Annotated in this window: 20 protein-coding genes and 1 pseudogene; 15 read left to right on the top strand and 6 right to left on the bottom strand. The window is 70.2% G+C overall.

Annotated elements, in window-relative coordinates:
• Positions 1-115: 115 nt before the first annotated feature.
• From ACFU8Q_RS09755 to ACFU8Q_RS09710, 10 genes are all read left to right on the top strand, one after another.
• On the top strand, positions 116-1,084 hold the full coding sequence (locus tag ACFU8Q_RS09755; protein ID WP_384450341.1) for an NADPH:quinone oxidoreductase family protein: 969 nt from the start codon (positions 116-118) through the stop codon (positions 1,082-1,084).
• Positions 1,081-2,268 (top strand): acyl-CoA dehydrogenase family protein, encoded by a 1,188-nt coding sequence (locus ACFU8Q_RS09750; protein WP_384450338.1) that lies wholly within the window; start codon positions 1,081-1,083, stop codon positions 2,266-2,268. Before ACFU8Q_RS09755 ends, ACFU8Q_RS09750 begins: the two co-directional genes overlap by 4 nt.
• A complete protein-coding gene (locus ACFU8Q_RS09745; protein WP_384450335.1) occupies positions 2,265-3,395 on the top strand; it encodes an acyl-CoA dehydrogenase family protein in 1,131 nt (376 codons plus the stop codon). The genes ACFU8Q_RS09750 and ACFU8Q_RS09745 overlap by 4 nt, the downstream gene beginning before the upstream one ends.
• 164 nt (positions 3,396-3,559) lie before the next feature.
• A complete protein-coding gene (locus tag ACFU8Q_RS09740) occupies positions 3,560-5,164 on the top strand; it encodes an ABC transporter substrate-binding protein (RefSeq protein WP_384450332.1) in 1,605 nt (534 codons plus the stop codon).
• 23 nt (positions 5,165-5,187) lie between these two features.
• Entirely contained in the window at positions 5,188-6,153 is a 966-nt protein-coding gene (locus ACFU8Q_RS09735) for an ABC transporter permease (RefSeq protein ID WP_384450352.1), read from the top strand.
• Entirely contained in the window at positions 6,146-7,003 is an 858-nt protein-coding gene (locus tag ACFU8Q_RS09730) for an ABC transporter permease (protein ID WP_384450330.1), read from the top strand. Before ACFU8Q_RS09735 ends, ACFU8Q_RS09730 begins: the two co-directional genes overlap by 8 nt.
• 53 nt (positions 7,004-7,056) lie before the next feature.
• Positions 7,057-8,073: an ABC transporter ATP-binding protein gene (locus ACFU8Q_RS09725; protein ID WP_384450350.1), complete on the top strand. Its 1,017-nt coding sequence runs from the start codon at positions 7,057-7,059 to the stop codon at positions 8,071-8,073.
• Positions 8,066-8,758, top strand: a complete 693-nt coding sequence (locus ACFU8Q_RS09720) for an ABC transporter ATP-binding protein (protein WP_384450327.1) — start codon at positions 8,066-8,068, stop codon at positions 8,756-8,758. Before ACFU8Q_RS09725 ends, ACFU8Q_RS09720 begins: the two co-directional genes overlap by 8 nt.
• Before the next feature lie 247 nt (positions 8,759-9,005).
• Positions 9,006-9,923 carry a phosphatidylinositol-specific phospholipase C/glycerophosphodiester phosphodiesterase family protein gene (locus ACFU8Q_RS09715; protein WP_384450325.1) on the top strand — a complete coding sequence of 306 codons (918 nt, stop codon included), beginning with the start codon at positions 9,006-9,008 and terminating at the stop codon, positions 9,921-9,923.
• A 139-nt stretch (positions 9,924-10,062) separates the two neighbouring features.
• A complete protein-coding gene (locus ACFU8Q_RS09710; RefSeq protein ID WP_383755045.1) occupies positions 10,063-10,257 on the top strand; it encodes a hypothetical protein in 195 nt (64 codons plus the stop codon).
• A gap of 431 nt (positions 10,258-10,688) precedes the next feature.
• On the opposite strand, the gene ACFU8Q_RS09705 is transcribed toward ACFU8Q_RS09710, so the two are convergent.
• The 5 genes and pseudogenes from ACFU8Q_RS09705 to ACFU8Q_RS09685 form a co-directional block, all read right to left on the bottom strand.
• The gene (locus tag ACFU8Q_RS09705) at positions 10,689-11,687 is read right to left on the bottom strand and encodes a phosphotransferase (protein ID WP_384450323.1); all 999 of its coding nucleotides are present in this window, start codon (positions 11,685-11,687) and stop codon (positions 10,689-10,691) included.
• A 210-nt stretch (positions 11,688-11,897) separates the two neighbouring features.
• Positions 11,898-12,402, bottom strand: a pseudogene (locus tag ACFU8Q_RS09700) (site-specific integrase); the annotation flags it as partial.
• Between the two features lie 304 nt (positions 12,403-12,706).
• Positions 12,707-13,069 (bottom strand): DUF779 domain-containing protein, encoded by a 363-nt coding sequence (locus ACFU8Q_RS09695; protein WP_384450321.1) that lies wholly within the window; start codon positions 13,067-13,069, stop codon positions 12,707-12,709.
• A gap of 150 nt (positions 13,070-13,219) precedes the next feature.
• The gene (locus tag ACFU8Q_RS09690; RefSeq protein WP_384450319.1) at positions 13,220-13,918 is read right to left on the bottom strand and encodes a response regulator; all 699 of its coding nucleotides are present in this window, start codon (positions 13,916-13,918) and stop codon (positions 13,220-13,222) included.
• Positions 13,915-15,513, bottom strand: coding sequence for an ATP-binding protein (locus tag ACFU8Q_RS09685; RefSeq protein WP_384450316.1), 1,599 nt, complete (start codon positions 15,511-15,513; stop codon positions 13,915-13,917). The genes ACFU8Q_RS09690 and ACFU8Q_RS09685 overlap by 4 nt, the downstream gene beginning before the upstream one ends.
• Before the next feature lie 219 nt (positions 15,514-15,732).
• Here ACFU8Q_RS09685 and ACFU8Q_RS09680 point away from each other — a divergent pair, with 219 nt between their 5' ends.
• From ACFU8Q_RS09680 to ACFU8Q_RS09670, 3 genes are read left to right on the top strand one after another with little or no spacing between them, the layout of a single operon-like run.
• On the top strand, positions 15,733-16,548 hold the full coding sequence (locus ACFU8Q_RS09680) for an ABC transporter ATP-binding protein (RefSeq protein ID WP_384450313.1): 816 nt from the start codon (positions 15,733-15,735) through the stop codon (positions 16,546-16,548).
• Complete coding sequence (locus ACFU8Q_RS09675; RefSeq protein WP_384450310.1) at positions 16,538-17,401, top strand: ABC transporter permease; 864 nt, start codon at positions 16,538-16,540, stop codon at positions 17,399-17,401. Before ACFU8Q_RS09680 ends, ACFU8Q_RS09675 begins: the two co-directional genes overlap by 11 nt.
• A gap of 54 nt (positions 17,402-17,455) precedes the next feature.
• Complete coding sequence (locus tag ACFU8Q_RS09670; RefSeq protein ID WP_384450308.1) at positions 17,456-18,493, top strand: ABC transporter substrate-binding protein; 1,038 nt, start codon at positions 17,456-17,458, stop codon at positions 18,491-18,493.
• A gap of 113 nt (positions 18,494-18,606) precedes the next feature.
• Here the strand turns inward: ACFU8Q_RS09670 and ACFU8Q_RS09665 are convergent, their stop codons facing one another.
• The gene (locus ACFU8Q_RS09665; protein WP_384450306.1) at positions 18,607-19,299 is read right to left on the bottom strand and encodes a transglycosylase domain-containing protein; all 693 of its coding nucleotides are present in this window, start codon (positions 19,297-19,299) and stop codon (positions 18,607-18,609) included.
• 746 nt (positions 19,300-20,045) lie between these two features.
• Between ACFU8Q_RS09665 and ACFU8Q_RS09660 the strand changes: the two genes are divergently transcribed.
• Together ACFU8Q_RS09660 and ACFU8Q_RS09655 are read left to right on the top strand one after the other, a co-directional pair.
• Positions 20,046-21,854 carry a hydrogenase maturation protein gene (locus ACFU8Q_RS09660; RefSeq protein WP_384450303.1) on the top strand — a complete coding sequence of 603 codons (1,809 nt, stop codon included), beginning with the start codon at positions 20,046-20,048 and terminating at the stop codon, positions 21,852-21,854.
• A 50-nt stretch (positions 21,855-21,904) separates the two neighbouring features.
• Entirely contained in the window at positions 21,905-22,984 is a 1,080-nt protein-coding gene (locus tag ACFU8Q_RS09655) for a hydrogenase expression protein HypE (protein WP_384450300.1), read from the top strand.

Genomic DNA, 22,984 nt, shown 5'->3' with positions numbered 1-22,984 from the left:
GCCATGCCCGCCCCCGGCCGAAACCGACAGCGGCAGGTTGTTTCCAGAGAGACAAGCAACCGCTTAGTATGCGCCGGAGCAGTGGTAATGCCGACAATGTTGTGGAGGCCCCCTCATGCAGGCATGGCGAGTGCACCGGAACGGCGAGCCGAACGAGGTGATGCGGCTCGAAGAGACCGACCGGCCCGCGCCGGGCGACGGGCAGGTGCTCATCGAAGTGCTCGCGGCGGACATCAACTTCCCCGACGCACTGCTCTGCCGGGGCCAGTACCAGGTGCGGCCCCCGCTGCCGTTCACTCCCGGGGTGGAGATCTGCGGCCGGACGCCGGACGGCCGCAGGGTGCTCGCCACGCCCGCCCTGCCGAACGGCGGATTCGCCGAGTACGTCGTCGCGGACGAGGCGTCCCTGCTGCCCGCCCCGGAATCCCTGGACGACGCCGAGGCCGCCGCCCTCCACATCGGCTACCAGACCGGCTGGTTCGGTCTGCACCGCAGGGCGCGTCTCCGGGCGGGCGAGACGCTCCTGGTCCATGCGGCGGCCGGTGGGGTCGGCAGCGCGGCCGTCCAGCTCGGCAAGGCCGCCGGAGCGACCGTCATCGGCGTCGTGGGAGGCCCCGAGAAGGCGAAGACCGCCGGCGAGCTCGGCTGCGACCTGGTCATCGACCGCCGGAGCGAGGACATCGTCACCGCCGTGAAGGAAGCCACCGGCGGGCGCGGCGCCGACGTGGTGTACGACCCGGTCGGCGGCGACGCGTACGCCAAGTCCGTGAAGTGCGTCGCCTTCGAGGGCCGGGTGATCGTCGTCGGCTTCGCGAGCGGAGTCATCCCCACCCCCGCGCTGAATCACGCCCTCGTCAAGAACTACTCGATCGTCGGACTCCACTGGGGTCTGTACAACACCCAGGATCCGGCCGCCGTCCGCGCCTGCCACGACGAACTCACCCGTCTCGCGGCCGAGGGGGTCATCAAGCCGCTGATCAGCGAGCGCGTCGGGCTCGACCAGGCCGCGGCCGCTGTCCAGCGGGTCGCGGACGGTGCCGGCACCGGCCGGATCGTCGTCCTCCCGTCAGGAGCCGCCCGATGACCGCACCCGACGCGGCCGAACTCCGCCGCCGTACCCAGGAGCTGCTCGCCGCATACCCTCCGGCCACCACCGACCGCACCGACTTCCTCAAGGCCCGCTTCGACGCCGGACTCGCCTGGGTGCACTACCCGGCCGGCTTCGGCGGCCTTGACGCGCCGCGCTCCCTGCAGTCCGTCGTCGACGCCGAACTCGCCGCCGCGGGCGCCCCCGACAACGACCCACGCCGGATCGGTATCGGCCTCGGCATGGCCGCGCCCACCATCCTCGGCTACGGCACCGACGAGCAGAAGCAGCGCTTCCTGCGACCGCTGTGGGTCGGCGAGGAGGTCTGGTGCCAGCTCTTCAGCGAACCGGGCGCCGGCTCCGACCTCGCCGCGCTCGGCACCCGCGCCGTCCGTGACGGTGAGGACTGGGTGGTCGACGGACAGAAGGTCTGGACGTCCAGCGCCCATCTGGCCCGCTGGGCGATCCTCATCGCCCGCACCGACCCGGACCGGCCCAAGCACCGCGGCATCAGCTACTTCATCTGCGACATGACGGACCCCGGCGTCGAGGTGCGGCCGCTGCGCCAGATCACCGGCGAAGCCGAGTTCAACGAGGTCTTCCTGACCGGCGTACGCATCCCGGACAGCAGGCGCCTCGGCCCGGTCGGCGAGGGCTGGAAGGTCGCGCAGACCACGCTGATGAACGAGCGGGTCTCCATCGGCGGGGCACGCATCCCCCGCGAGGGCGGCATGATCGGCCCGGTCGCCCGCACCTGGCGCGCCCGCCCCGAACTGCGCACCCACGACCTGCACCAGCGCCTGCTGAGCCTCTGGGTCGAGGCCGAGGTCGCCAGGCTCACCGGCACCCGGCTGCGCCAGCAGCTCGTCGCCGGGCAGCCCGGCCCCGAGGGCTCCGGCATGAAGCTCGCCTTCGCCCGGCTCAACCAGGAGATCAGCGGACTGGAAGTCGAACTCCTCGGCGAGGAAGGCCTGTTGTACAGCGGCTGGACCATGCGCCGCCCGGAACTCGTCGACTTCACCGGACGCGACGCCGGATACCGCTATCTCCGCTCCAAGGGCAACTCCATCGAGGGCGGCACCAGCGAAGTACTGCTCAACATCATTGCCGAACGCCTCCTCGGCCTGCCGGCCGAACCGCGCAACGACAAGGACGTCCCCTGGAAGGACCTGGCTCGATGACCGCACCGACCGAAGAGACCCGGGCGCCCGATCTGCTGTACTCGCAGGCCGAGGACGATCTGCGGGCAGCGGTGCGTTCGCTGCTCGCCGACCGGTGCGACGCGCCGGCGGTGCTCGCCCGCATCGAGTCCGACACGCCCTACGACCAGCGGCTCTGGAAGGCCCTCGCCGCCGGCATCGGCGCCGCCGGACTGCTGGTGCCGGAGGAGCTGGGCGGGCAGGGTGCCGGCCACCGCGAGGCCGCGGTGGTGCTGGAGGAGCTGGGGCGCGCTGTCGCCCCCGTGCCGTATCTGACCAGCGCGGTCGTCGCCACCGAGATCCTTCTCGCGCTGGGGGCGCTGGACGGCCCCGTCACCCAACTGCTCCGCGACCTCGCCGCCGGGCGCAAGGTCGCGGTCCTCGCCGTACCGTTCTCCGCCCCGTCGCCCGGCGCCGCGCAGCCGGCCGGTGTCGTCGCCGACGCGCTGGAGGGGACCGTGACCGGCGTCGCCGACGCGCCCGCGGCCGATGTGCTGCTGGTCCCCACGACCGACGGTCTGTACGCGGTGGAGACCGGCGCCGCAGGCGTCACCGTCGAGCCCCTCGTCCCGCTCGACCTGACCCGCCCGCTCGCCACCGTCACCCTCGCCAAGGCCCCCGGAACCCGCCTGGCCAACGGCGCGTCCGCGGTCTTCGCCGTGCGCCGTGGCCTGCTGGCGGGCGCCGGACTGCTCGCCTCCGAGCAGCTCGGACTCGCCGAGTGGTGCCTGACCGAGACCGTCCGCCATACCCGCGAACGGCACCAGTTCAACCGGCCCGTCGGCTCTTTCCAGGCCCTCAAGCACCGTATGGCGCAGCTCTGGCTGGAGGTCGTGTCGGCCCGCGCCGCCGCGCGGAACGCCGCGGACGCCCTTGCGACCGGCAGCCCCGACACGCCGTTGGCGGTGGCCGTCGCGCAGGCGTACTGCGCGAAGGTCGCGGTGCACGCGGCGGAGGAGTGCATTCAGCTGCACGGCGGCATCGGCATGACCTGGGAGCACCCGGCGCACCTGTATCTCAAGCGCGCCAAGGCCGACTCGATCGCGTACGGCACGGCCGGACACCATCGCGAGGCCATTGCCGAGCTGGTCAATCTGCCCGCGCCGTAAGGAACACCTCGCGGTGCGGGGGCAGTTGGGAGCGGAGGTGCGTGTCGGCGCACCTCCGCTCCGTCGTTCCGGCATCCGGTGGGGTACCGCGCATCCCTTTACCTGTTGTTTAATTGCGACCGAGTCGCAATAACAGTCGATCTTCAATAAGGGATGTGCAGAGTATGACGGGCCGATCGATACGGGGAGCGGTCGCCGCGACACTGGCGACCGTACTGTCGTTGACCGCGGCAGCCTGCTCACAACCGGGCGGCTCGGACGGCAGCCGATCCGGTTCGGGTGCGGGGGAGTCGGCGGTGGTCGGAATCGCCTACGAGCCCGACAGTCTCAGCCCGCTGCTGGGCTACGGCAAGGACGGCAACTCCAAGATCTTCGACGGGCTGCTCGCGCTCGACGCGCACATGAAGCTGCGGCCCGCTCTCGCCGCCGCGCTGCCCGAGGTGAGCGACGACGGACTGACGTACACGTACAAGCTCCGCCAAGGCGTGAAGTTCAGTGACGGGAAGCCGTTCGGCGCCAAGGACGTCGTCTTCACCTACCGCACCATCCTGGACGAGAAGACCAACAACGCGTCCCGGACCGAACTCGACGCGGTGAAGAGCGTCGCGGCGACCGGCGACGAAACCGTGGTCTTCACACTCAAGTACCCCTACGCGCCCTTCGCCCAGCGCACCGTCCTGCCCATCGCCCCCGAACACGTCGCGGGCAGGCAGGACGTCAACACCGGCGCCTTCACCACCCACCCCATCGGCACCGGACCGTACGTCCTCACCAAGTGGTCCAAGGGCGAGAAGCTGAGCTTCAGGGCCAACCCCGATTACTGGGGCGGCGCACCGAAGGTGAAGCAGTTCACCATGGCGATCATCAAGGACGACGACATACGCGCCACCCGGCTGCGCTCCGGTGAGCTCGACGGCGCGGTCCTGCCGCCCAATCTGGCCAAGGGCTTCGCCCGTGGCAACGGCATGCGGACGTACGCCGCCACGACGTACGACTACCGCACAGTGACCCTGCCCACCCACAACAAGGTCGCGGGCGACACCGCGATCCGGCGCGCCCTCGATGTCGCCGTCGACCGCAAGGCCATGGTCGACTCCATCCTCAACGGCGAGGGCAGGCCCGCCTACGGCCCCGTCCCCACGGACAGCGAGTGGTTCGCCAAGGGCACCGAACGTACCCACGACCTGCCCGCCGCGAAGAAGATCCTCGACGACGCCGGGTGGAAGCCCGGCGAGGACGGCATCCGCACCAAGGACGGCGTACGCGCCGCGTTCCCGCTCTGGTACCTCACCGGCGACAAGCTCCGCCAGGACCACGCACTGGCCTACGCCTCCGACGCCAAGAAGGCCGGCATCGACATCACCACCGAGGCCGGCACCTGGGAGGTCATCGAGCCCCGGATGAAGCAGGACGCGGTCCTCGCGGGGGGCGGATCGCCCGCCGACCCCGACTTCGACCAGTACACCCTGCTGAAGTCCTCGCTCGCGGGCGACGGCTTCAACAACATGGCCTGGTACGACAACGACGCCGTCGACCAGGCCCTCGAAGCGGGCCGCAGGAGCGGCGACACGGCCGCACGCAAGGCCGCCTACGACACCGTCCAGCGCGAACTGGTGAAGAACCCCGGCTACACCTTCCTCACCCACATCGACCACCTCTACGTCGTGAAGGACCGTTTCGGCGCCCTCACCACCCAGGTCGAACCGCACGACCACGGCCTGGCTTCCGGCCCGTGGTGGAACGTCGAGGACTGGACGCCGAAGAAGTGAACCACCGCCTCCCGTGGGGGCAGATGGGCAGGATGGCGGGACGACGGGTGCTGCTCGCCGTCCCCGTCCTGGCCGCCGTGACGTTCGGCGTCTTCGCCGTCGCCGCCGCCTCCCCCTTCGACCCCGTCAAGGCGTACGCGGGCACCGCCGGTCTCACCGCCTCGCAGGAGAACCTCGATCAACTGCGGGCCAACCTCGGCGTCGACCAGCCCCTCGTGACCCGCTGGTGGGACTGGCTGACCTCCGCGCTCAGCGGTGACCTCGGCGACTCCAGCGTGATGCGCCAACCCGTCGCCGACGTCATCGGCGAGCGCCTGGGCTGGTCCGTGCTGCTCGCCGCGACCGCCTTCCTCGTCGCCGTCGTCCTGGGCACGGGCCTCGGCGTACTGGCCGCGCGCCGACCGGGCGGCCTCCTCGACCGGTGCGTCAGCTCCGCCGCGTACACGCTCGAAGCCGCCCCGGCCTTCTGGCTCGGCCTGCTCGCCATCTGGTTCTTCGCCCTGAAACTCGATGTGCTCCCGGCCGGCGGCCTCACCGACGCGGCCAGCGATACCGTCACCTTCGGCCAGGTCGCCACCCATCTGGTACTCCCCGCGGCCGTGCTCGGGATCTCCCAGCTCCCGTGGTTCTTCCTCTACGTACGCCAGGGTGTCGCCGACGCGCTCGACGAGGATCCGGTCCGCGGCGCCCGCGCCCGCGGACTGCGCGAACGCACTGTGCTGCTCGGCCACGCACTGCGCTCCGGCATGCTGCCGATGCTCACCCTCATCGGCTCCCGCGTCCCCGAACTCATCACCGGCGCCCTGCTCGTCGAGACTGTCTTCAGCTGGCCCGGCATCGCCGCCGCCACCGTCCAGGCCGCCACCTCCGTCGACTTCCCGTTGCTCGCGGCGCTCACCGTGCTCGCCACCGCGGCGGTCGTCCTCGGTAATCTCCTCTCCGATCTGCTGTACGCGATCGCCGACCCGAGAGTGGGCTTCGATGGCTGAACTCGTCCTCGGATCCGCCCGCCGCACGTCCCGCCGCATCCGGCTGGCCGGCTCCGCCGGGATCGTCGCCGCGGTGCTGCTCGCGGTCCTGTTCGTACCGCCGCTGGTCCAGCTCGACCAGCAGGCCGTCGACCTCGCGGCCAGACTCCGACCACCGTCCTGGGAGCACCCGTTCGGCACCGACGACGTCGGCCGCGATCTGCTGCTGCGCTGCGTGTACGGGCTCCGCGTGTCGCTGCTCGTCGGCATCGTCGCCGGGCTCACCGCCACCGTCATCGGGACCGCCGTCGGTGCGCTCGCCGCCGCGTTCGGGGGCTGGACCGACCGGATCGTCATGCGGCTCGTGGACACCTTCTCGTCCGTACCGCACCTGCTGCTCGGCATCTTCGTCGTCGCCATGTTCCGACCCGGCGTCGGCCCGGTGATCGTGTCCGTCGCCCTCACCCACTGGCTCTCGACGGCGCGGATCGTCCGCTCCGAAGTGCTGTCGCTGCGCTCGCGCCCGTTCATCGACGCGGCGATCTCCGGCGGGGCCTCACGAGGCCGGGTCATCGTCCGGCATCTGCTGCCCGCGGTGCTCCCGCAGGCGGGCCTCGCCGCGGTGCTCATGGTGCCGCACGCCATGTGGCACGAGTCCGCACTCTCCTTCCTGGGGCTCGGACTCCCCACCCACCAGGCCAGCCTCGGCAACCTCGTGCAGACGGCGCGAGGTTCGCTGCTCGCCGGCGCCTGGTGGCCGACGCTCTTCCCCGGCCTGTTCCTGATCATTCCGACCCTCGCCCTGGCGGGCCTCGCGGGTGCCTGGCGAGAACGGATCAACCCGCGCCGCCGATCGGAGCTGATGCTGTGAACACCGTCCCGGAAGCGCAGAACCCGGAAGCGCGGAACCCGGAAGCGCGGAACCTGGAAGCGCGGAACCCGGACGCGCGGAACCCGGACCCGCAGACGCAGGCACCTCGGACCCCGGTCCTTTCCGTACGCGGGCTCTCCGTCCGCTTCAGGATGCGCGGCGGGCGGCACATCGCGGCCGTCAGCGACGCGCGCTTCGACCTCGCGGCGGGGGAGTGCCTCGCCCTGGTCGGCGAGAGCGGCTGCGGCAAGTCCGTGCTCGCCTCCGCGCTGCTGGGCCTGCTCCCCGGCAACGCGCGGACCGCGGGCTCGGCGCTGCTCCACGACGGCACCGATCTCCTCACCGCCGATGAACGGACCCTCGCCCGCACGGTACGGGGCCGCCGCATCGGACTCGTACCGCAGAGCCCCGCGGCCCATCTCACCCCGGTCCGCACGGTGCGCGCCCAGCTGGAGGAGACCCTCCGCGAACTGGCCGGCACCCGAAGGCCCGCACTGCGCGCCGCCGCTGAACAGGCCGCCGCGCGCGCCGCGTTCCCGGCCGACCACCTGGACCGGTACCCGCACGAACTCTCCGGCGGCCTCGCCCAGCGCGCCGCCACCGCGCTGGCCCTGATCGGCGACGCACCCCTGCTCCTGGCCGACGAACCGACCACCGGACTCGACCGCGACCTGGTCGAGCGGACCGTCGACGAACTGCGCCGCCACACCGACGGCGGCAGGGCGCTCCTGATCATCACCCACGACCTGGCGGCGGCCGAGCGGATCGCCGACCGGGTCGCCGTGATGTACGCGGGTCGCATCGTCGAACTCGCCGACGCCGAAAGGTTCTTCGGGGAGCCGGGACCGCGCCACCCGTACGCCCGCGGTCTGCTCGACGCCCTCCCGGAGCGCGCCTTCGCCCCCATCCCCGGAATGCCGCCGGAACTCGGCGCGCTCCCCGACGGCTGCGCGTTCGCAGCCCGCTGCGGCCGCGCCGACGACCGGTGCTCCGTCCCGCCCCCGTTCGACGGCCGTCTCGCCTGCCACCACGGTGTGCGGACAGCCGCGGAGGAGTCCGCCCATGCTTGAACTCACCCGTATCACCGCCGGATACGACCCCCGCGACCCCGTGGTCCGCGACGCCTCACTGACGGTTGGACCCGGCGAGTCCATCGGACTGCTGGGCCCGAGCGGTTGCGGCAAGTCGACCCTGGCCAGAGTCGCAGCGCTGCTGCACCGCCCGGATTCGGGCACGGTCGCACTGGACGGCCGACCGGTACGGGGCTGGCGGCACCGCGCCCCGAGGGTGCAGCGCACCGCTGTGGGCGTCGTCTTCCAACAGCCCCGGCTCTCGGCCGACCCCCGGCTCAGCCTCCGCGAACTCATCGCCCAGCCCCTGCGCGCGACCGGCCGGCGCTCGGCGGTGACGGACCGGGTGGCCGAACTGGCACCGGTTGTCGGTCTCACCGCCGAACTGCTGAACCGGCGCCCGCACGAGGTGAGCGACGGCCAGTTGCAGCGTGCCTGCCTCGCCAGGGCACTGGTCCTGCGGCCGCGCTGGCTGATCTGCGACGAGATGACGGCGATGCTCGACGCGTCGACGACCGCCGCGCTGGTCGCGGTCGTCGAGTCCTACCGACGCGAGACCGGGGCCGGTCTGCTGGCCGTCGGCCACGACCGGGTGCTGCTGGAACGCTGGTGCGACCGCACGGTCGGCTGGCAGGAAATCGCCGGGCACGGCGCACCGGAGGAGGCCATGAGCCCGGCCCGATGAGGGTGTGGCCCTCGCGCATACGACAAGGAAGATGCCGGACGGGGTCGTATCCGGCAGACTCCGGTCGAGCGGAAGCACAGCGGCAGCCCCCACCGCCGCCGGACGGCCCCGGCCGGGGGGAACGACAGTCGACGAGCGGGCGACGGCCCGGTCAACTTCCGTGCATCGCTTGCCATTTACAGGGATCCCGGTCGCATACTCGGTCGCGTCCGACCATCCGATCCATCCCTCGCCCCCGGGAGAATCCATGGCGTTCCCTACCCGTCGAAGCGTCGTCACCACCGCGCTCGCCACCGTCGCCGCAGGCGCGGTGCTGTCCCCGCGGACAGCCGCCGCGTCCGAGGCCTCCGCCGCGAGCCCGGCCGCAGGCCGGCCCCGCCGGCGCCCGCTGCGCCGGGCCCACGCACACAACGACTACCTGCACACGCGCCCCCTCCACGATGCGCTGGACCACGGATTCACCAGCGTCGAGGCGGACATCTTCCTCGTAGACGGTGAACTGCTCGTCGCCCACGAGGCCACCGACCTCGACCCCGGCCGGACCCTCGCCTCGCTCTACCTGGACCCGCTGCTGGCCAGGGTCCGGACCAACCACGGAACGGTCCACCCCGGCTATCGCGAACCCGTCCAGCTGCTGATCGACATCAAGACCGACGGGGCGGCCGCCTACCTCGAACTCGACAGGCAGCTCCGGCGGTACCGGCAGATGTTGACGGTGTACCAGCACGGCGGGGTCCGGCCCGGCGCGATCACGCCCGTCATCTCCGGAGACCGCGCCGCCCGCGTCCCGATGGAGGCCCAGCGCACCCGCTATGCCTTCTACGACGGTCGGCCCGACGACCTCGGGACCGCGGCCACCGCGTCGTTCATTCCACTCATCAGCAGCAGCTGGAGCGACAACTTCGGCTGGCTGGGTGCGGGTGCCTTCCCCGTGGCCGAACGGGACAAACTGCGCTCGCTCGTCACCACCGCCCACCGAAGCGGCCAACGCGTCCGCTTCTGGGCCACTCCCGACGTCGCCGGACCGGAGCGGGACGCCGTATGGACCGAGCTGCTGGCTGCCGGTGTCGACCACCTCAACACCGACGACCTGGCGGGGCTCGAACACTTCCTGCGTACCCATGACAGGGACGCCGGAGCCGAGGCCGCCGCACTCGGCGGCTGACCGAACACGGGCGCGCCGTCGGCAGCGTGACAGCCAGTCAACACCCGTATGGCGGACACGCCAGTCCGCCGGATGGCCTCCCCGCTACGCCACACTGGCGGCCGAATGCCGCATTCCGGCGCGGCGGAGGAGGTTGGCCATGGCCATTTCGATCTCACTGGTGCTGCTTCTGCTGATCCTTGCGGTGATCTTTCTCCGCAACGGGGGGCTGAAGATCTCGCATGCGCTGGTCTGCGCCATGCTCGGGTTCTTCCTCGCGGGTACGAGCATGGGGCCGACCATTCAGAACGGCCTGACGGCCACGGCCGACGTCGTCAGCAGCCTCAAGCCCTGACTTCGGCGGCCCGTTCGGTGACCGGGGCCCCGAGGGCACGGTCACCGGACACCGCGTGCAGTGCCGCCGCCGGCGGTCCCCCGGCGCCACATCTGGACCGGCTCGACGGCGGTCTCTGTCTCGACTGCCTCGGCCTGTGCGGCCGTTGCCGCGAACAGCTGCCGCCCGAGGGCGACTGTCCGTGCCGGAAGACGCGGGAGAGGGCGGGGAGCGACCCGGTCGGCGCGATCGGGGATGCCTTGCCGGAACGGTCTCGGCAGCGTGCGACACCGGTGCTCGTCGATGTGCTCTGCCGCTACCCGCCCGCGACAGGCGGCAGCAGTCGTGTCGCCCGGCTGATGAGCACTCTGGACAATTTCCTGCGCCAGCCGGCTTGCTGTTTCCCACCGCGCCGGTGTGAGGCCGCGATCGGCCGAAGTCCCACGGACGACTCATGCCTCATGGGCGAGCGCCCGCTGTAGATGGAAGTCCGCGACGCCGAGCATCCACTCCCGGTTCGGGAAGTCGCCCTCGGCGATGCGAAGCGGGCCGCCGACCAGGTCCAGGTGCATGACGTACTGGTAGTACTTGACGCGTTGCGGGTCGAGGTCCGGGTTGCGGAGTGCCTCGTAGTGCGGGCCGAAGCGCATCCGCATCCAGCAGTGCTCCACTTCGATGTCGCTGTACATCAGGCCCTCGATGTCGATGATGACGGGCTCCCCGTCCGGCCCGACGAGCGTGTGTTCCGCGCAGAGCTCGCCGTGGACCACGCCGAGCTCTGCGCGCGGTTCGAGTGCGGCGTGCAGGGTGCGGAGCTTCTCCTCCAGCATGGCCTCGCCTTCGGCCGCGCGGGCGTCGCGGGGCACGGCGGTGGCGATGTTCACCAGTGCGCGCTCCAGGTATGCCTGCTCGCAGGTCGTGTCCGGCGGCGCGCCCCCGCCGTCGATCCACGCCACCCGCCCGAACGTCGGCGCGCGGTAGGCATGCATGCGCCGAAGCATGTCCGAGAGCTGCGCGAGCGTTTGCCGGCCGGCGTCCGGATCGCGTTCCAGCAGCGCCTCCAGCGTTCCGCCGCGGACGTCCTCCGCGACGGCGATGTCGGCCGGGTACATATTCTTGCTGCGGTCAGCGAGTAACAGCCGCGGCGAACGAGCTCCGACCGCTTCCAGCCGACGGGTGGCGGCCTCGAAGAATTCGATACCGGAGGCGTGGGCGAACGGGTTCGACGGGTCGTCGTGGCCATCCGGAAGCAGCCCGTCCCAGTAGTCCTCGTCGGCGTTCCAGACATAGACGATCGTGCTCGTGGCGTCGTCCAGCGTGACGCGGTAGACGCCCTTCTTGGTGCCGTTGAGCAGGCGGTCGACGGCGGCGATGCGGCGGTCGGTGCCAAAGGCCTCCCGCATCACCGGGGTCAGGGTTTCGGCGTCGGCGAATTTTCGTTCAGTGGTCATTTCTGGTGCCCCTCTGGAGCGCCTGCGTCGATCCGCCGCGAGCGGTTGCCAGCCTCCGCAGACATAGACGCACCAGCATAGATGTCAGCCTGATGACGCGATCGGAGCAAGCGGAAGGGGGCCTCGTGGCGGCGTCGCTCTCCGCGCGATCAGTAGGGGGACCGGGGCGGACACGATGGTGTCCTGTCCCCCTGGAGTTTCACACGCAGCTCAGCGTCGGCTGTCGCCAGGGGCGAGCAGGCTGGTGAGTTCGGCGATCGCCTCGGGGGGACGGCTTGAAGCAGCGGCGGACGTTCTCCGGCTTCTTGTGCCGGGACTTCGCCATCAGCATCATCAGCAAGGCGCCCTGTTCGCCGAGATGGGTCAGGGAGGAGTGGCGGTATTCGTGCAGGTCCCAGCCCGTGCCCGGTCCGCGCAGGGCGGTGTCCTCGTCGAGCAGGGTGCGGGCCTGACCGTACGACAGCCGGGCCAGCCCGGTGTCTGGGCACAGGTCACGGGAGCTGACAACCTTGCCCGGCCCCGGACGGCGGTGGGTGACGAAAACCGGCCCGCGGGCGCGTCCCTTGAGCAGCGGGGGCAGAAGCCGGGAGGTGCCGGCATCCCCGTACACGGGCTCCAGCACGTGGTCCTCGCGCGCCTGGCCCCGGGGGCGGGCCCTGGTCCGGGCACCCTTCGCCTCGACCGGGCAACGGCGCCCCGCGAAGTCCAGCTCCTCGACGAGCGATGGACGGCATGTGCTTCTCCTCGCTGACGTGACCGGCTGCGCTCCGGTGGCCGTCGGTCGGCGCGGGCTCACCCCGTCGGGAGAGCCCCGCCCGCCGCTACCACCGGTGCCACGATCATTGGGCCGTCGCCACCGCACCCTCACGGAATCCTGCCGTTCGGCAAACCGCGGCTTTGCGACACCTCCGTGACGATCGGCAAACCGCGGCTTTGCGACACCTCCGTGACGATCGGCAAACCGCGGCTTTGCGACGCCTCCGTCACGTTCGGCAAATCGCGGCTTTGCGACGCCCCCGTCACGAGCCGACGAGCCGGGACCGGATCAGGAACCGCACCCCCTCCGGCGCCTCCAGGGAGAATCCGCTGCCCCGCCCCGCCACCACGTCGACGATCAGCCGGGTGTGCGCCCACGCCCCGTACTGACTCCTCGACATCCAGAACGGGACGCTCTCCGCCACCCCGTCGACATCGAGTGAGGCCAGCAGCACGTCCGAGCCGCCGGTACGGAATTCACCGGCCTGGTAACACATGGGCGCGCTGCCGTCGCAGCAGCCGCCCGACTGGTGGAACATCAGCGGACCGTGGGCCGCGCGCAGCCGGCGCACCAGATCGGCGGCTGCGTCGGTGAGCTCCACGGCCGCGGCCCCGGACGGGCTCATCGCCGCCGTCCGGAACGGGAGTTCTCCGCCGTGCGGCGGACCTGCGCCCGGGTCTTCGTACCGAGTCGGTTCATGGATCGGTCCCTTCGGCCTGGTGCGTGAGATTGTGTGCCGGCGCTGCGGCCGGGCCTGTACGGCACCGTACGCCGCTCAGTTCGCCTTCGCCCACGCGTAACGGTGTTCGGGCCGGCCGGTGTCGCCGTACTTGAGACTGAGGCTGATCCGGCCCGCCCCCTCCAGATACTTGAGGTATCGCTGGGCGGTGGAGCGGCTCAGCCCGGCCCGGGTGGCGACCTCATGCGCGGACAACGGCTCGTCGGCCGCCGACAGGACATGGCGTATCACATCGGCCGTGGGCGCCGAGTGGCCCTTGGGCAGGGCCGCCGCAGGGCCGGACTCCGCGGTGCGAAGCGCGGCGAAGATCTGGTCGACCTGCTCCTGTCCCGCCTCGCCCCGACTGCCACCCACGCCTTCGAGGGTGCGGCGCAGGGCCGCGTAACTCTCCAGCTTCGACCGCAGACCGGTGAAACTGAACGGCTTGACCAGGTACTGCAGGGCGCCGTACCGCATCGCGGTCCGGACGGTCGACACATCACGGGCCGCGGTCACCATGATCACATCGGCCGGGTGACCGAGCTGGCGCAGCCGCCGTACCAGGGTCAGCCCCGTCTCGTCCGGAAGATAGTGGTCGAGCAGGACCAGATCGACACGTTCGCGCTCCAGGAAGGCCAGCGCCTGCGCGGCGGTGTGCGCACGCGAGACGACGCGGAAGCCGGGAACCCTGGCCACATACTCGGCGTTGATCTCGGCGACACGGAAATCGTCGTCCACCACCAGGACATCGATCATCGCAACTCTCCCACTTCGGTCGGCGGCCGGACGCCGAGTGCCTCGGGCAGAACGACGGTGAACACCGCGCCACCGCCGGCCCTGGCCGTGACGCGAGCCGCGCCACCGTAGCGCTCGGCCAGCCGACGCACCAGTGCCAGGCCCAGACCGCGGCCGCGGTGCGCGGGGGACTCCTTGGTGGACCAGCCTTCGGTGAAGATGTGCTCGCGCATGCCGGGAGGTATTCCGGGACCGTTGTCGCTGACCCGCAGGACCGCGGTCGTCCCCTCGGCGAGCAGCTCGACCTCGATGAGCGAGGCGACGTCCAGCGCGTTGTCGATGAGGTTGCCGAGGACCGTCACCAGATCGCGCGGGTCCACCACCACGTCCGGGAGCCGGGTGCCCGGCGAGACGCGCAGGGACGCGCCCCGCTCCGCCGCGATGGCCGACTTGCCCACCAACAGCGCCGACAACAGCGGATCGTTGACGCGCTCGGAGACCTGTTCCGCCGACGCCCGGTGACCGCTGGTCACCTCCGCGACGAACTCCACCGCGGCTTCGTGCCTCCCGAGTTCAAGGAGCCCGAGCAGGGTGTGCAGCCGGTTGGCGTGCTCGTGGTCCTGGGCGCGCAGCGCGTCCAGCAGGCCGTGCGTGGAGTCCAGTTCACGGCCGAGGAGTTCCAGCTCGGTGCGGTCGCGCAGGGTGACGACGGCTCCGCCGTCACCGGTGGGCATGCGGTTGGCGATCAGCACGCGCCCGTTGCAGACGGTGATCAGGTTGGCTCCCTCGACCCGTCCCGCCAGCACCTCCGTCGTACGGCCGGGCGGCAGCACCTCGCCGAGCGCCCGGCCGACGGCGTCCTGGCCCAGCTCCAGCAGGCGCCGCGCCTCGTCGTTGAGCAACCGGATCCGGCCCCGGGCGTCGAGGGCGAGAACGGCCTCGCGGATGCTGTGCAGCATGGCCTCCCGCTCGTCCAGCAACGCGGAGATGTCGGCGAACGCGAGCCCGTGCGTGCTGCGCTGCAGCCGCCGCGAGACGGCCAGGGCGGCCAGTACACCCACGGCGAGCGCCGCTCCGGAATAGAGCAGCAGACCGGGAATGGCCCCGAGAAGCCGCTCATGGACGCTGTCGTAGGCGATGCCGACCGAGACGGCGCCCACGATGGTCCCGTTCCCGTCGCGCAGGGGGACTTTCGCGCGTGCCGAGCGGCCCAGGGTTCCGTTGTCGATCTGCATGATCTCCTGGCCGCCCAGAGCCGTGCTGGGGTCGGTCGAGACGTGCCGGCTGATCTGCGCGGTGTCGGTGTGCGACCAGCGCACTCCGCGGGTGTCCATGACCACGATGTAGAGCGCCCCGGTGGCCCGCCGGATCCGTTCCGCCTCGGCCTGCACGGGTCCGGAGGGGCTGGGGTCGGTGCTCGTCAGGTTGCGCACCAGACCGGGTTCGGCGGCGGTGGTCTGGGCGATGGACAGCGCCTGGTGCATCGCCTGGTTGTCGAGCTGGTTGCTGAGGGGCGCGAGGAAGAGTCCGGTGACGAGCATGATCACGCCGGTGGTGATGGCCACCTGGGTGAGCAGGACCTGGGCGAAGACACGGCGGGGCCAGTGAATCCGCATGTGCTTCGACCTCTGCCTTCCGCCGGCCAGGAACCTGATGCTCCGTTTCGTCCTTGTGTGAACGCAACGTAAACGTCGCCGACGCCGATGACCAGTCTTCGTGTCGCATTCGTTGTCGCAGCGCGAGCAAAACGAGCAGAACCGCGGGTTATGAGCAGAAGCAGGAGTTGTGAGCGCAAGGGTGCCCAGGTCCGCGCGGCGCACTTAGCGTCCCGCTCCATGAACAGCGATACGAGCCCCGCCATCGAGCTGCGGGGGGCGAGCAAAGCGTTCCGGACTCCGTCGGGGACGCTCCACACCGCCGTACGGGATCTGGACCTCACGATCGGACGCGGCGAATTCGTCGCCGTGGTCGGCCCCACCGGATGCGGCAAGTCGACCACGCTGACCCTGGTCAGCGGTCTGGAAGAGCCCACCGAGGGGGAGGTGCTGGTCGGCGGCGAGCCGGTGCGCGGCATCGGCGACAAGGTCGGCTTCGTCTTCCAGCAGGACGCGGTCTTCCCCTGGCGGACCGTGCTTTCCAACGTGATGGCTGGGCCCCGCTTCCGTGGCGTGCCGAAGCCCGAGGCGAAGGAGCGGGCCAGGGAATGGCTCGCCCGGGTCGGTCTTTCCTCCTTCGAGGACCGTTATCCCCACCAGTTGTCCGGCGGTCAGCGCAAGCGGGTCGCCCTCGCGGCCACCTTCGTCAACGACCCCGAGATCCTGCTCATGGACGAACCCTTCTCCGCGCTCGACGTGCAGACCAGGGCCCTGATGTCGGACGAACTGCTGGAGCTGTGGGCCGGTACCGGCGCCTCCGTCGTCTTCGTCACCCATGACCTGGAGGAGTCCATCGCGCTGGCCGACAAGGTCGTGGTCATGACCGCGGGACCGGCCACGATCAAGGAGGTCTTCGAGATCGACCTGCCCCGCCCCCGCAAGGTCGAGCAGGTGCGTCTGGAACCCCGGTTCGTCGAGATCTACCGGGAGATCTGGTCCTCACTCGGTGAAGAGGTCCGCATCACCCGCGAGAGGGGTGCCTTCAATGTCGCCTGAAACCATCACCGCGAGCGCCCCCGTCACCAAGACCGAGCGGACCCAAGCCAGGGCGCGGGCCGCCCGGAACCGTAAGTTCCTCGTGCTCGGGAGCCGGGTCGCGGTGCTCATCGCGGTCATCGGACTCTGGGAGTGGCTGGCCCGGACCGCGGTCATCGACCCGTTCAACTTCTCCATGCCGTCGAAGATCTGGGACCAGATCGGCACCTGGGTCGTCGACGGCACCGCCCAGGGCTCCCTGTGGGAGCAGATCTGGTACACGCTCTACGAGGCGCTGCTCGGCTGGGTCATCGGTGTGATCGCCGGTGTGCTGCTCGGAATCGCGCTGGGCCGCGTCCGGTTCGCCGCCGATGTGCTCGGTCCGTACATCAAGGTGCTCAACGCCCTGCCGCGTATCGTGCTCGCACCGATCTTCCTCATCTGGTTCGGTCTCGGACCGGCCTCGAAGGTCGCCTCCGCGGTCGTCCTCGTGTTCTTCCCCGTCTTCTTCAACGCCTTCCAGGGAGCCAGGGAGGTCGACCGCAACCTCGTCGCCAACTCCCGCATCCTGGGCGCCAGCAACCGGCAGGTCACCCTTCAGGTGGTCATCCCCTCGGCCACGTCATGGATCTTCACCAGCCTGCACGTGAGCTTCGGCTTCGCGCTCATCGGCGCCATCGTCGGTGAGTACATCGGTGCCACCAAGGGGCTCGGACTGCTGGTCGCCGCCTCCCAGGGCACGTTCAACGCCGCCGGTGTCTACGCCGCGATGGTCATCCTCGCGATCGTCGCGCTGCTGGCCGAAGGCCTGCTGACCTTCCTCGAAAAACGGCTCTTCCGCTGGAAGCCGGCCGAGGCCGACACCGCCCGCTGACGCCCGCCGCACACCCGTACACCCGATTTCTTTCTTCACAAGGACGTGAATCAGATGCGCACATCCACCCGGATCTCGGCCGTCGCTGTCGCAGGGGCGCTCGCCCTGACCACCCTGACCGCCTGTGGCGGCGACTCCACCTCGGCCTCCGGTGGCAAGGACGACAAGGTCAAGATCATGGTCGGGGGCCTGGACAAGGTCATCTACCTGCCCGCGATGCTGACCGAGCGGCTCGGCTACTTCAAGGAGGAGGGAGTGTCGGTCCAGCTCCTGACCGAGCCCGCGGGAGTCCAGGCCGAGACGGCCCTGGTCTCCGGCGATGTCCAGGGCACGGTGGGCTTCTACGACCACACCCTCGACCTTCAGGTGAAGGGCAAGCAGGTCGAGTCGGTCGTCCAGTTCTCCCATGCTCCCGGCGAGGTCGAGATCGTCTCGAACCAGGCGGCGGGTGACATCAAGTCGGCGAAGGACTTCAAGGGCAAGAAGCTCGGAGTGACGGGTCTCGGCTCCTCGACCGACTTCCTGACGAAGTACCTCGCCGTGAGCAACGACGTGAAGACCAGCGAATTCACGCCCGTGGCCGTCGGAGCGGGGCAGACGTTCATCTCCGCACTTCAGCAGGGTTCCATCCAGGGCGGCATGACCACCGACCCGACCGTCGCCACCATCCTGGACAAGAAGCTCGGCAAGGTCCTCATCGACATGCGGACCCCCGAGGGCTCCCAGCAGGCGCTCGGCGGCCCTTACCCGTCCTCCAGCCTCTACATGCAGACCGAGTGGGTCAACAGCCACAAGGAAACCGTCCAGAAGCTGGCCAACGCCTTCGTCAAGACGCTGAAGTGGATGTCCACGCACAGCGCCGACGAGATCGCCGCGAAGATGCCCGCCGACTACGCGCAGGGCGGTGGAAAGGCGCTCTACGCAGAGGCCATCAAGAGCACCCTGCCCATGTTCACCACGGACGGCGTCATGCCCGCGGACGGCCCCGCAACCGTGGAGCGTGTGCTGAAGGCCTTCAACCCGAACCTGAAGAACGCGAAGGTGGACCTCTCCAAGACGTACACCACGGAGTTCGTCAAGAAGGCGAACTGACCCAGGGCGTCGACGACGCCCGCGAATTCCCGACCGCGGAGCCCCGGCCCTGAACGACTCCTCACTCCTGCGAGTTGTTCCAGGCCAGGGCTTCGCGGTCCGCGTTCATCGGCCTATTGCTTCCAGTTCGGCGGCTGGGCGGGGTCGAGCGTCCGCCACTGGGCGAGGACCTCGGGGTCCTGCGCGTCGAGCCAGTCGGTCAGTTCGCGGAAGGACACACAGCGCACCTCCTTGCGCGGGCAGACCTCGCGCATGGTCTCCTCCGCGGCATCCATGTAGATCCCGCCGTTCCAGTCCTCGAAGTGATTCCCGATGAACAGCGGCGCGCGGCTGCCGTGGAACTCCCGCTCGAACCCGGCGACGTATGCGTTCCGTGCCTCCTTGCGCCACTTCTCGTACTGCGCGGGTCGCCCTCGCTGCTGCCTTCCGCTTGTGATGCGGCTTCGGTTTGGGAAACGTGGTGGTCGATCCGCCCCGGGTCTCCCCGTCGCTGACCGTGCGCCACAGCGCGCGGTGATTCCCTGCGTCGATATGCCGTGGTCCGAGTAGAAGTCGGCGTTCTCGGCCGCCAGCACGGCCCATCGGACGTCGTCGGGGATCTTCGACAGGGGCATTTCCTGGCGGCTCACCCAGCCCGTACGGGCCATGGGAGTGCCGTCCGCCCAGTAGTAGACGGTGTCCTGCTGCGTGGCGAAGGCGTTGAGGTTCTCGGGGATGTCCGTACGCGCGTAGGCGATGCCCACCACGGCCACGAGCGTTGCGGTGACCATCAGGAACGAGCCCGTGACCAGCCATAACGAGGGCACCCATCTTCGCCAGCCGCGTCGGCCCGTGCGCGGATGGTCCGGCTTGCGAGGCAGACGCAGACACCGTCGGTCCGCCGGTCTCCTGCTCCTCTTCCCGGGGGCTAACACGGCCCGAGCGGCATGTGCCGTTCTGCTGAATATCTTGTGCTGTGTCATTCCGTCCAGCCATGACAGGCCGGTCCGGCCGCAGACTACGACCGTGCCCGTACACGTGTAGTGGTCATTGCTCGTGCGCCGCCACGCGCCCTTTCGGCCGGCCCTCCCGTGGTCCCGCGGACGCCTGCCGGCGCTCCGCGAGCGGCAGGGTCATGCGTTCCGGCCGGTGTATGGCATGTGCATCCCCAAGTTCAGTTCAGGCCGTGCGGCTGCTGATCGGTCCGAAACGCCCAGAGGGCGGCCACACGCTCCCCCTTGCCGACTCCGCCACAGCAAAGGCCAAAGCGTGACCGAGAGTTGCGTCGCGAAGTCACGTAAAGATGACAGGCCGCCCGGGCGGGCCATGCAGGCCGGCGTCGACCGGCCGCGGCGGGTGCGTAGTTGGGCTCGGAGTGAACGCTCGGTCCCGTGTCATGCCGTCGTCCGGTTCATTCCGATCCGCTGAGCGCGGGGCTCGGTTTACGGGTTCCACTGAGCGGTCGCCGAAACGTTCGCTTTCGGGTGACTTCGCGGCCGGTTGCCGCTGGAGCCCCGACCGCGGTACCCCACCATCGCTACCAGCCGGATCTGCCCGGCGTTGGGAGATTGCCATGCACATTCTGATCGTGGCGAGCGCGTTCAACAGTCTCACTCAGCGTGTCCATGCCGAGCTGAGGGATCGCGGTCACGCCGTGGCCGTGGAACTCGCAACTCCGGACGCGTCCGCTCGCGACGCGTCGCTGCGGCGAGCCGTCCAGGAGTTCGCGCCCGACCTCATTCTGGCCCCGTTGCTGAAGACCGCCATCCCTCGGGACGTGTGGGCGGCGCACACCTGCCTCGTCGTCCACCCCGGCCCGCCCGGCGATCGCGGGCCGTCGTCCCTCGACTGGGCCATCCACGAGGACGCGGACACCTGGGGTGTGACGGTCCTGCAGGCCGACGAGGAGATGGATGCCGGAGACATCTGGGCATCGGCTCCCTTCGCGGTGCCTTTGGTGGGCAAGAGCGACCTGTACCGCAACGAAGTCTCCGACGCCGCGTTGCGGGCCGTGCACCTCGCCGTCGAGCGCTTCGCGTCCGGTACGTACGTCCCTCGCCCGCAGACCGGCGGGGACGAGGAGCCGCGCATCCGCACGCGGCCGTACTTCCGCCAGGAGCACCGTCGCATCGACTGGGAGTCGGACTCCACGGAAGCGGTCCTGCGCAAGCTGCGGGCCGCCGACTCGTTCCCCGGAGTGCTCGACGAACTGCTCGGGGACGAATGGTTTCTGCACGGGGGGCACCCGGAGCACGAACTGCGCGGCAGGCCGGGCGAGCTGGTGGCCGTACGGGCAGGGGCCGTCTGCCGGGCGACGACCGACGGCGCGGTGTGGATCCCCGAACTCCGCCCCCGGCGCACGCCGGGCGGGCCCGCCACGTTCAAACTGCCCGCTGTGACGGCGCTCGCCGGGCGTCTGCCCGCACTGCCCGAGCATCCCGCGCCGCTGTACGAGCAAGGGGGCCGGCCCGGCTGGAGCGACATCCGCTACCGGGAGGTGGGGCAGGCCGGATTCCTCTCGTTCTCCTTCCCCGGCGGTGCGATGAGCACGGCGCAGTGCCGACGCCTGCACGACGCCTACCTGGTGGCGTGCCGGCGGCCCACCTCGGTGCTGGTGCTGGGAGGCGACCGGGACTTCTTCTCCAACGGCATCCACCTCAACGTCATCGAGGCCGCCGCCGACCCGGGCGAGGAGTCCTGGGCCAACATCAACGCCATGGACGACCTCGTGGAGGCCGTACTGACCACCACCGACCGGCTGGTGGTCTCCGCCGTGGGCGGCAACGCGGCCGCGGGCGGGGTGATGCTCGCCCTGGCCGCCGACGAGATCTGGTGCAGGTCGGGCGCGGTGCTGAACCCGCACTACCGACTGATGGGGCTGTACGGCTCCGAGTACTGGACGTACACGCTGCCGCGCCGGGTGGGGTCCGCCGTCGCGGATCGCCTCACCGGCGATGCACTACCGGTGAGCGCCGAAGCCGCGGTGCGGCTCGGACTGGCCGACCGGACGGTCGACTGCGCTGCGCAGTCGTTCGCCGAGGAGGTCACCCGGCTGGCGGCCCGCCTGGCCGCGTCGCCCGCGGTACAGGCGCGGATCGCGGCGAAGAAGACCGAACGGGACCGGGACGAGGCGCACAGACCCCTGGCCGACTACCGCGAGCAGGAGCTGGCGGCGATGCGGCGGACCTTCTTCGACCCACGCTCGTCCTACCACGCGCTGCGGCGCGCGTTCGTCCACAAGGATCCCCCCTCGGCCCGCCCCTCGCACCTCGCCGCGGCCGCCGGATCCGCAGGGGAACGGCCTGCTTTTGAGCCCGGCGTCACCGCACTGGCGGCGCACGATGGTGTACCCGCGCCGAAGGCCTGTTACCAACGACAGTGAAGGCCGATATGTCGGCCTTCACTGTTGTCTCTTTCCAGGGAGGCATCCTCATGGATGCAACAACGTCGAACACCGTGGACGCACCCGCTGCGGCCACCGGAGAAGAGTCCCCGATCCATATCCTCTGGATCAACGCGGGGCTGAGCTGTGACGGCGACTCAGTGGCCCTGACCGCCGCGATGCAGCCCAGCATCGAAGAAATCGTGACCGGTGCGCTGCCCGGTCTGCCCAAGATCCAGGTCCACTGGCCGCTGATCGACTTCGAAAGCGGCCCCGTGGGCGGTGCGGACACGTTCATCGAGTGGTTCTTCAAGGGCGAGCGCGGCGAGATCGATCCCTTCGTCCTGGTCGTGGAGGGTTCCATCCCGAACGAGACGATCAAGCCGGAGGGCTACTGGTGCGGATTCGGTGACGACCCGGAGACCGGCCAGCCGGTCACCACCAGCGAATGGATCGATCGCCTGGCGCCCAAGGCCCTGGCCGTCGTCGCCATCGGGACCTGCGCCACGTACGGCGGAATCCACGCGATGGCCGGCAACCCGACCGGTGCCATGGGCCTGCCCGACTATCTCGGCTGGGGCTGGAAGTCGAAGGCCGGGATCCCGATCGTGTGCGTGCCCGGCTGCCCGATCCAGCCGGACAACTTCTCGGAGACCCTGACCTACCTGCTGTACCAGGCGGCGGGATCCGCTCCGATGATTCCGCTGGACGACAAGCTCCGACCGACCTGGCTGTTCGGCGCCACCGTGCACGAGGGGTGCGACCGGGCCGGGTACTACGAACAGGGTGAGTTCGCCGAGACCTACGACTCGCCCAAGTGCCTGGTCAAGCTCGGCTGCTGGGGCCCCGTCGTCAAGTGCAACGTACCCAAACGCGGCTGGATGAACGGCATCGGAGGCTGCCCGAACGTGGGCGGCATCTGCATCGCCTGCACCATGCCGGGCTTCCCCGACAAGTTCATGCCGTTCATGGACGAACCGCCCGGCGCCAAGGCCTCCGTCACCGCCAGCGGCGCGTACGGCGCGGTCATCCGCAGGCTCCGGTCGATCACCGCGAAAACGGTGGACAAGGAGCCGAAGTGGCGGCACAAGAGGGACCGGCTGACCACGGGCTACCGGCCTCCGTGGTGA

The sequence above is a fragment of the Streptomyces sp. NPDC057543 genome (assembly GCF_042801895.1).
GTDB lineage: Bacteria > Actinomycetota > Actinomycetes > Streptomycetales > Streptomycetaceae > Streptomyces.
Note: the sequence above shows the minus strand (reverse complement) of the source record. Positions and strands in the feature narration are given on the sequence as shown.

Excerpts from the sequence above, each read along its gene's own strand:
- ACFU8Q_RS09710 (WP_383755045.1), top strand. The coding sequence starts at position 10,063 with ATGGCCATTTCGATCTCACTGGTGCTGCTTCTGCTGATCCTTGCGGTG.
- ACFU8Q_RS09695 (WP_384450321.1), bottom strand. The coding sequence starts at position 13,069 with ATGAGCCCGTCCGGGGCCGCGGCCGTGGAGCTCACCGACGCAGCCGCC.
- ACFU8Q_RS09720 (WP_384450327.1), top strand. The coding sequence starts at position 8,066 with ATGCTTGAACTCACCCGTATCACCGCCGGATACGACCCCCGCGACCCC.
- ACFU8Q_RS09755 (WP_384450341.1), top strand. The coding sequence starts at position 116 with ATGCAGGCATGGCGAGTGCACCGGAACGGCGAGCCGAACGAGGTGATG.
- ACFU8Q_RS09685 (WP_384450316.1), bottom strand. The coding sequence starts at position 15,513 with ATGCGGATTCACTGGCCCCGCCGTGTCTTCGCCCAGGTCCTGCTCACC.
- ACFU8Q_RS09705 (WP_384450323.1), bottom strand. The coding sequence starts at position 11,687 with ATGACCACTGAACGAAAATTCGCCGACGCCGAAACCCTGACCCCGGTG.
- ACFU8Q_RS09690 (WP_384450319.1), bottom strand. The coding sequence starts at position 13,918 with ATGATCGATGTCCTGGTGGTGGACGACGATTTCCGTGTCGCCGAGATC.
- ACFU8Q_RS09745 (WP_384450335.1), top strand. The coding sequence starts at position 2,265 with ATGACCGCACCGACCGAAGAGACCCGGGCGCCCGATCTGCTGTACTCG.
- ACFU8Q_RS09730 (WP_384450330.1), top strand. The coding sequence starts at position 6,146 with ATGGCTGAACTCGTCCTCGGATCCGCCCGCCGCACGTCCCGCCGCATC.
- ACFU8Q_RS09750 (WP_384450338.1), top strand. The coding sequence starts at position 1,081 with ATGACCGCACCCGACGCGGCCGAACTCCGCCGCCGTACCCAGGAGCTG.
- ACFU8Q_RS09735 (WP_384450352.1), top strand. The coding sequence starts at position 5,188 with ATGGGCAGGATGGCGGGACGACGGGTGCTGCTCGCCGTCCCCGTCCTG.
- ACFU8Q_RS09680 (WP_384450313.1), top strand. The coding sequence starts at position 15,733 with ATGAACAGCGATACGAGCCCCGCCATCGAGCTGCGGGGGGCGAGCAAA.
- ACFU8Q_RS09715 (WP_384450325.1), top strand. The coding sequence starts at position 9,006 with ATGGCGTTCCCTACCCGTCGAAGCGTCGTCACCACCGCGCTCGCCACC.
- ACFU8Q_RS09670 (WP_384450308.1), top strand. The coding sequence starts at position 17,456 with ATGCGCACATCCACCCGGATCTCGGCCGTCGCTGTCGCAGGGGCGCTC.
- ACFU8Q_RS09655 (WP_384450300.1), top strand. The coding sequence starts at position 21,905 with ATGGATGCAACAACGTCGAACACCGTGGACGCACCCGCTGCGGCCACC.
- ACFU8Q_RS09740 (WP_384450332.1), top strand. The coding sequence starts at position 3,560 with ATGACGGGCCGATCGATACGGGGAGCGGTCGCCGCGACACTGGCGACC.
- ACFU8Q_RS09675 (WP_384450310.1), top strand. The coding sequence starts at position 16,538 with ATGTCGCCTGAAACCATCACCGCGAGCGCCCCCGTCACCAAGACCGAG.
- ACFU8Q_RS09660 (WP_384450303.1), top strand. The coding sequence starts at position 20,046 with ATGCACATTCTGATCGTGGCGAGCGCGTTCAACAGTCTCACTCAGCGT.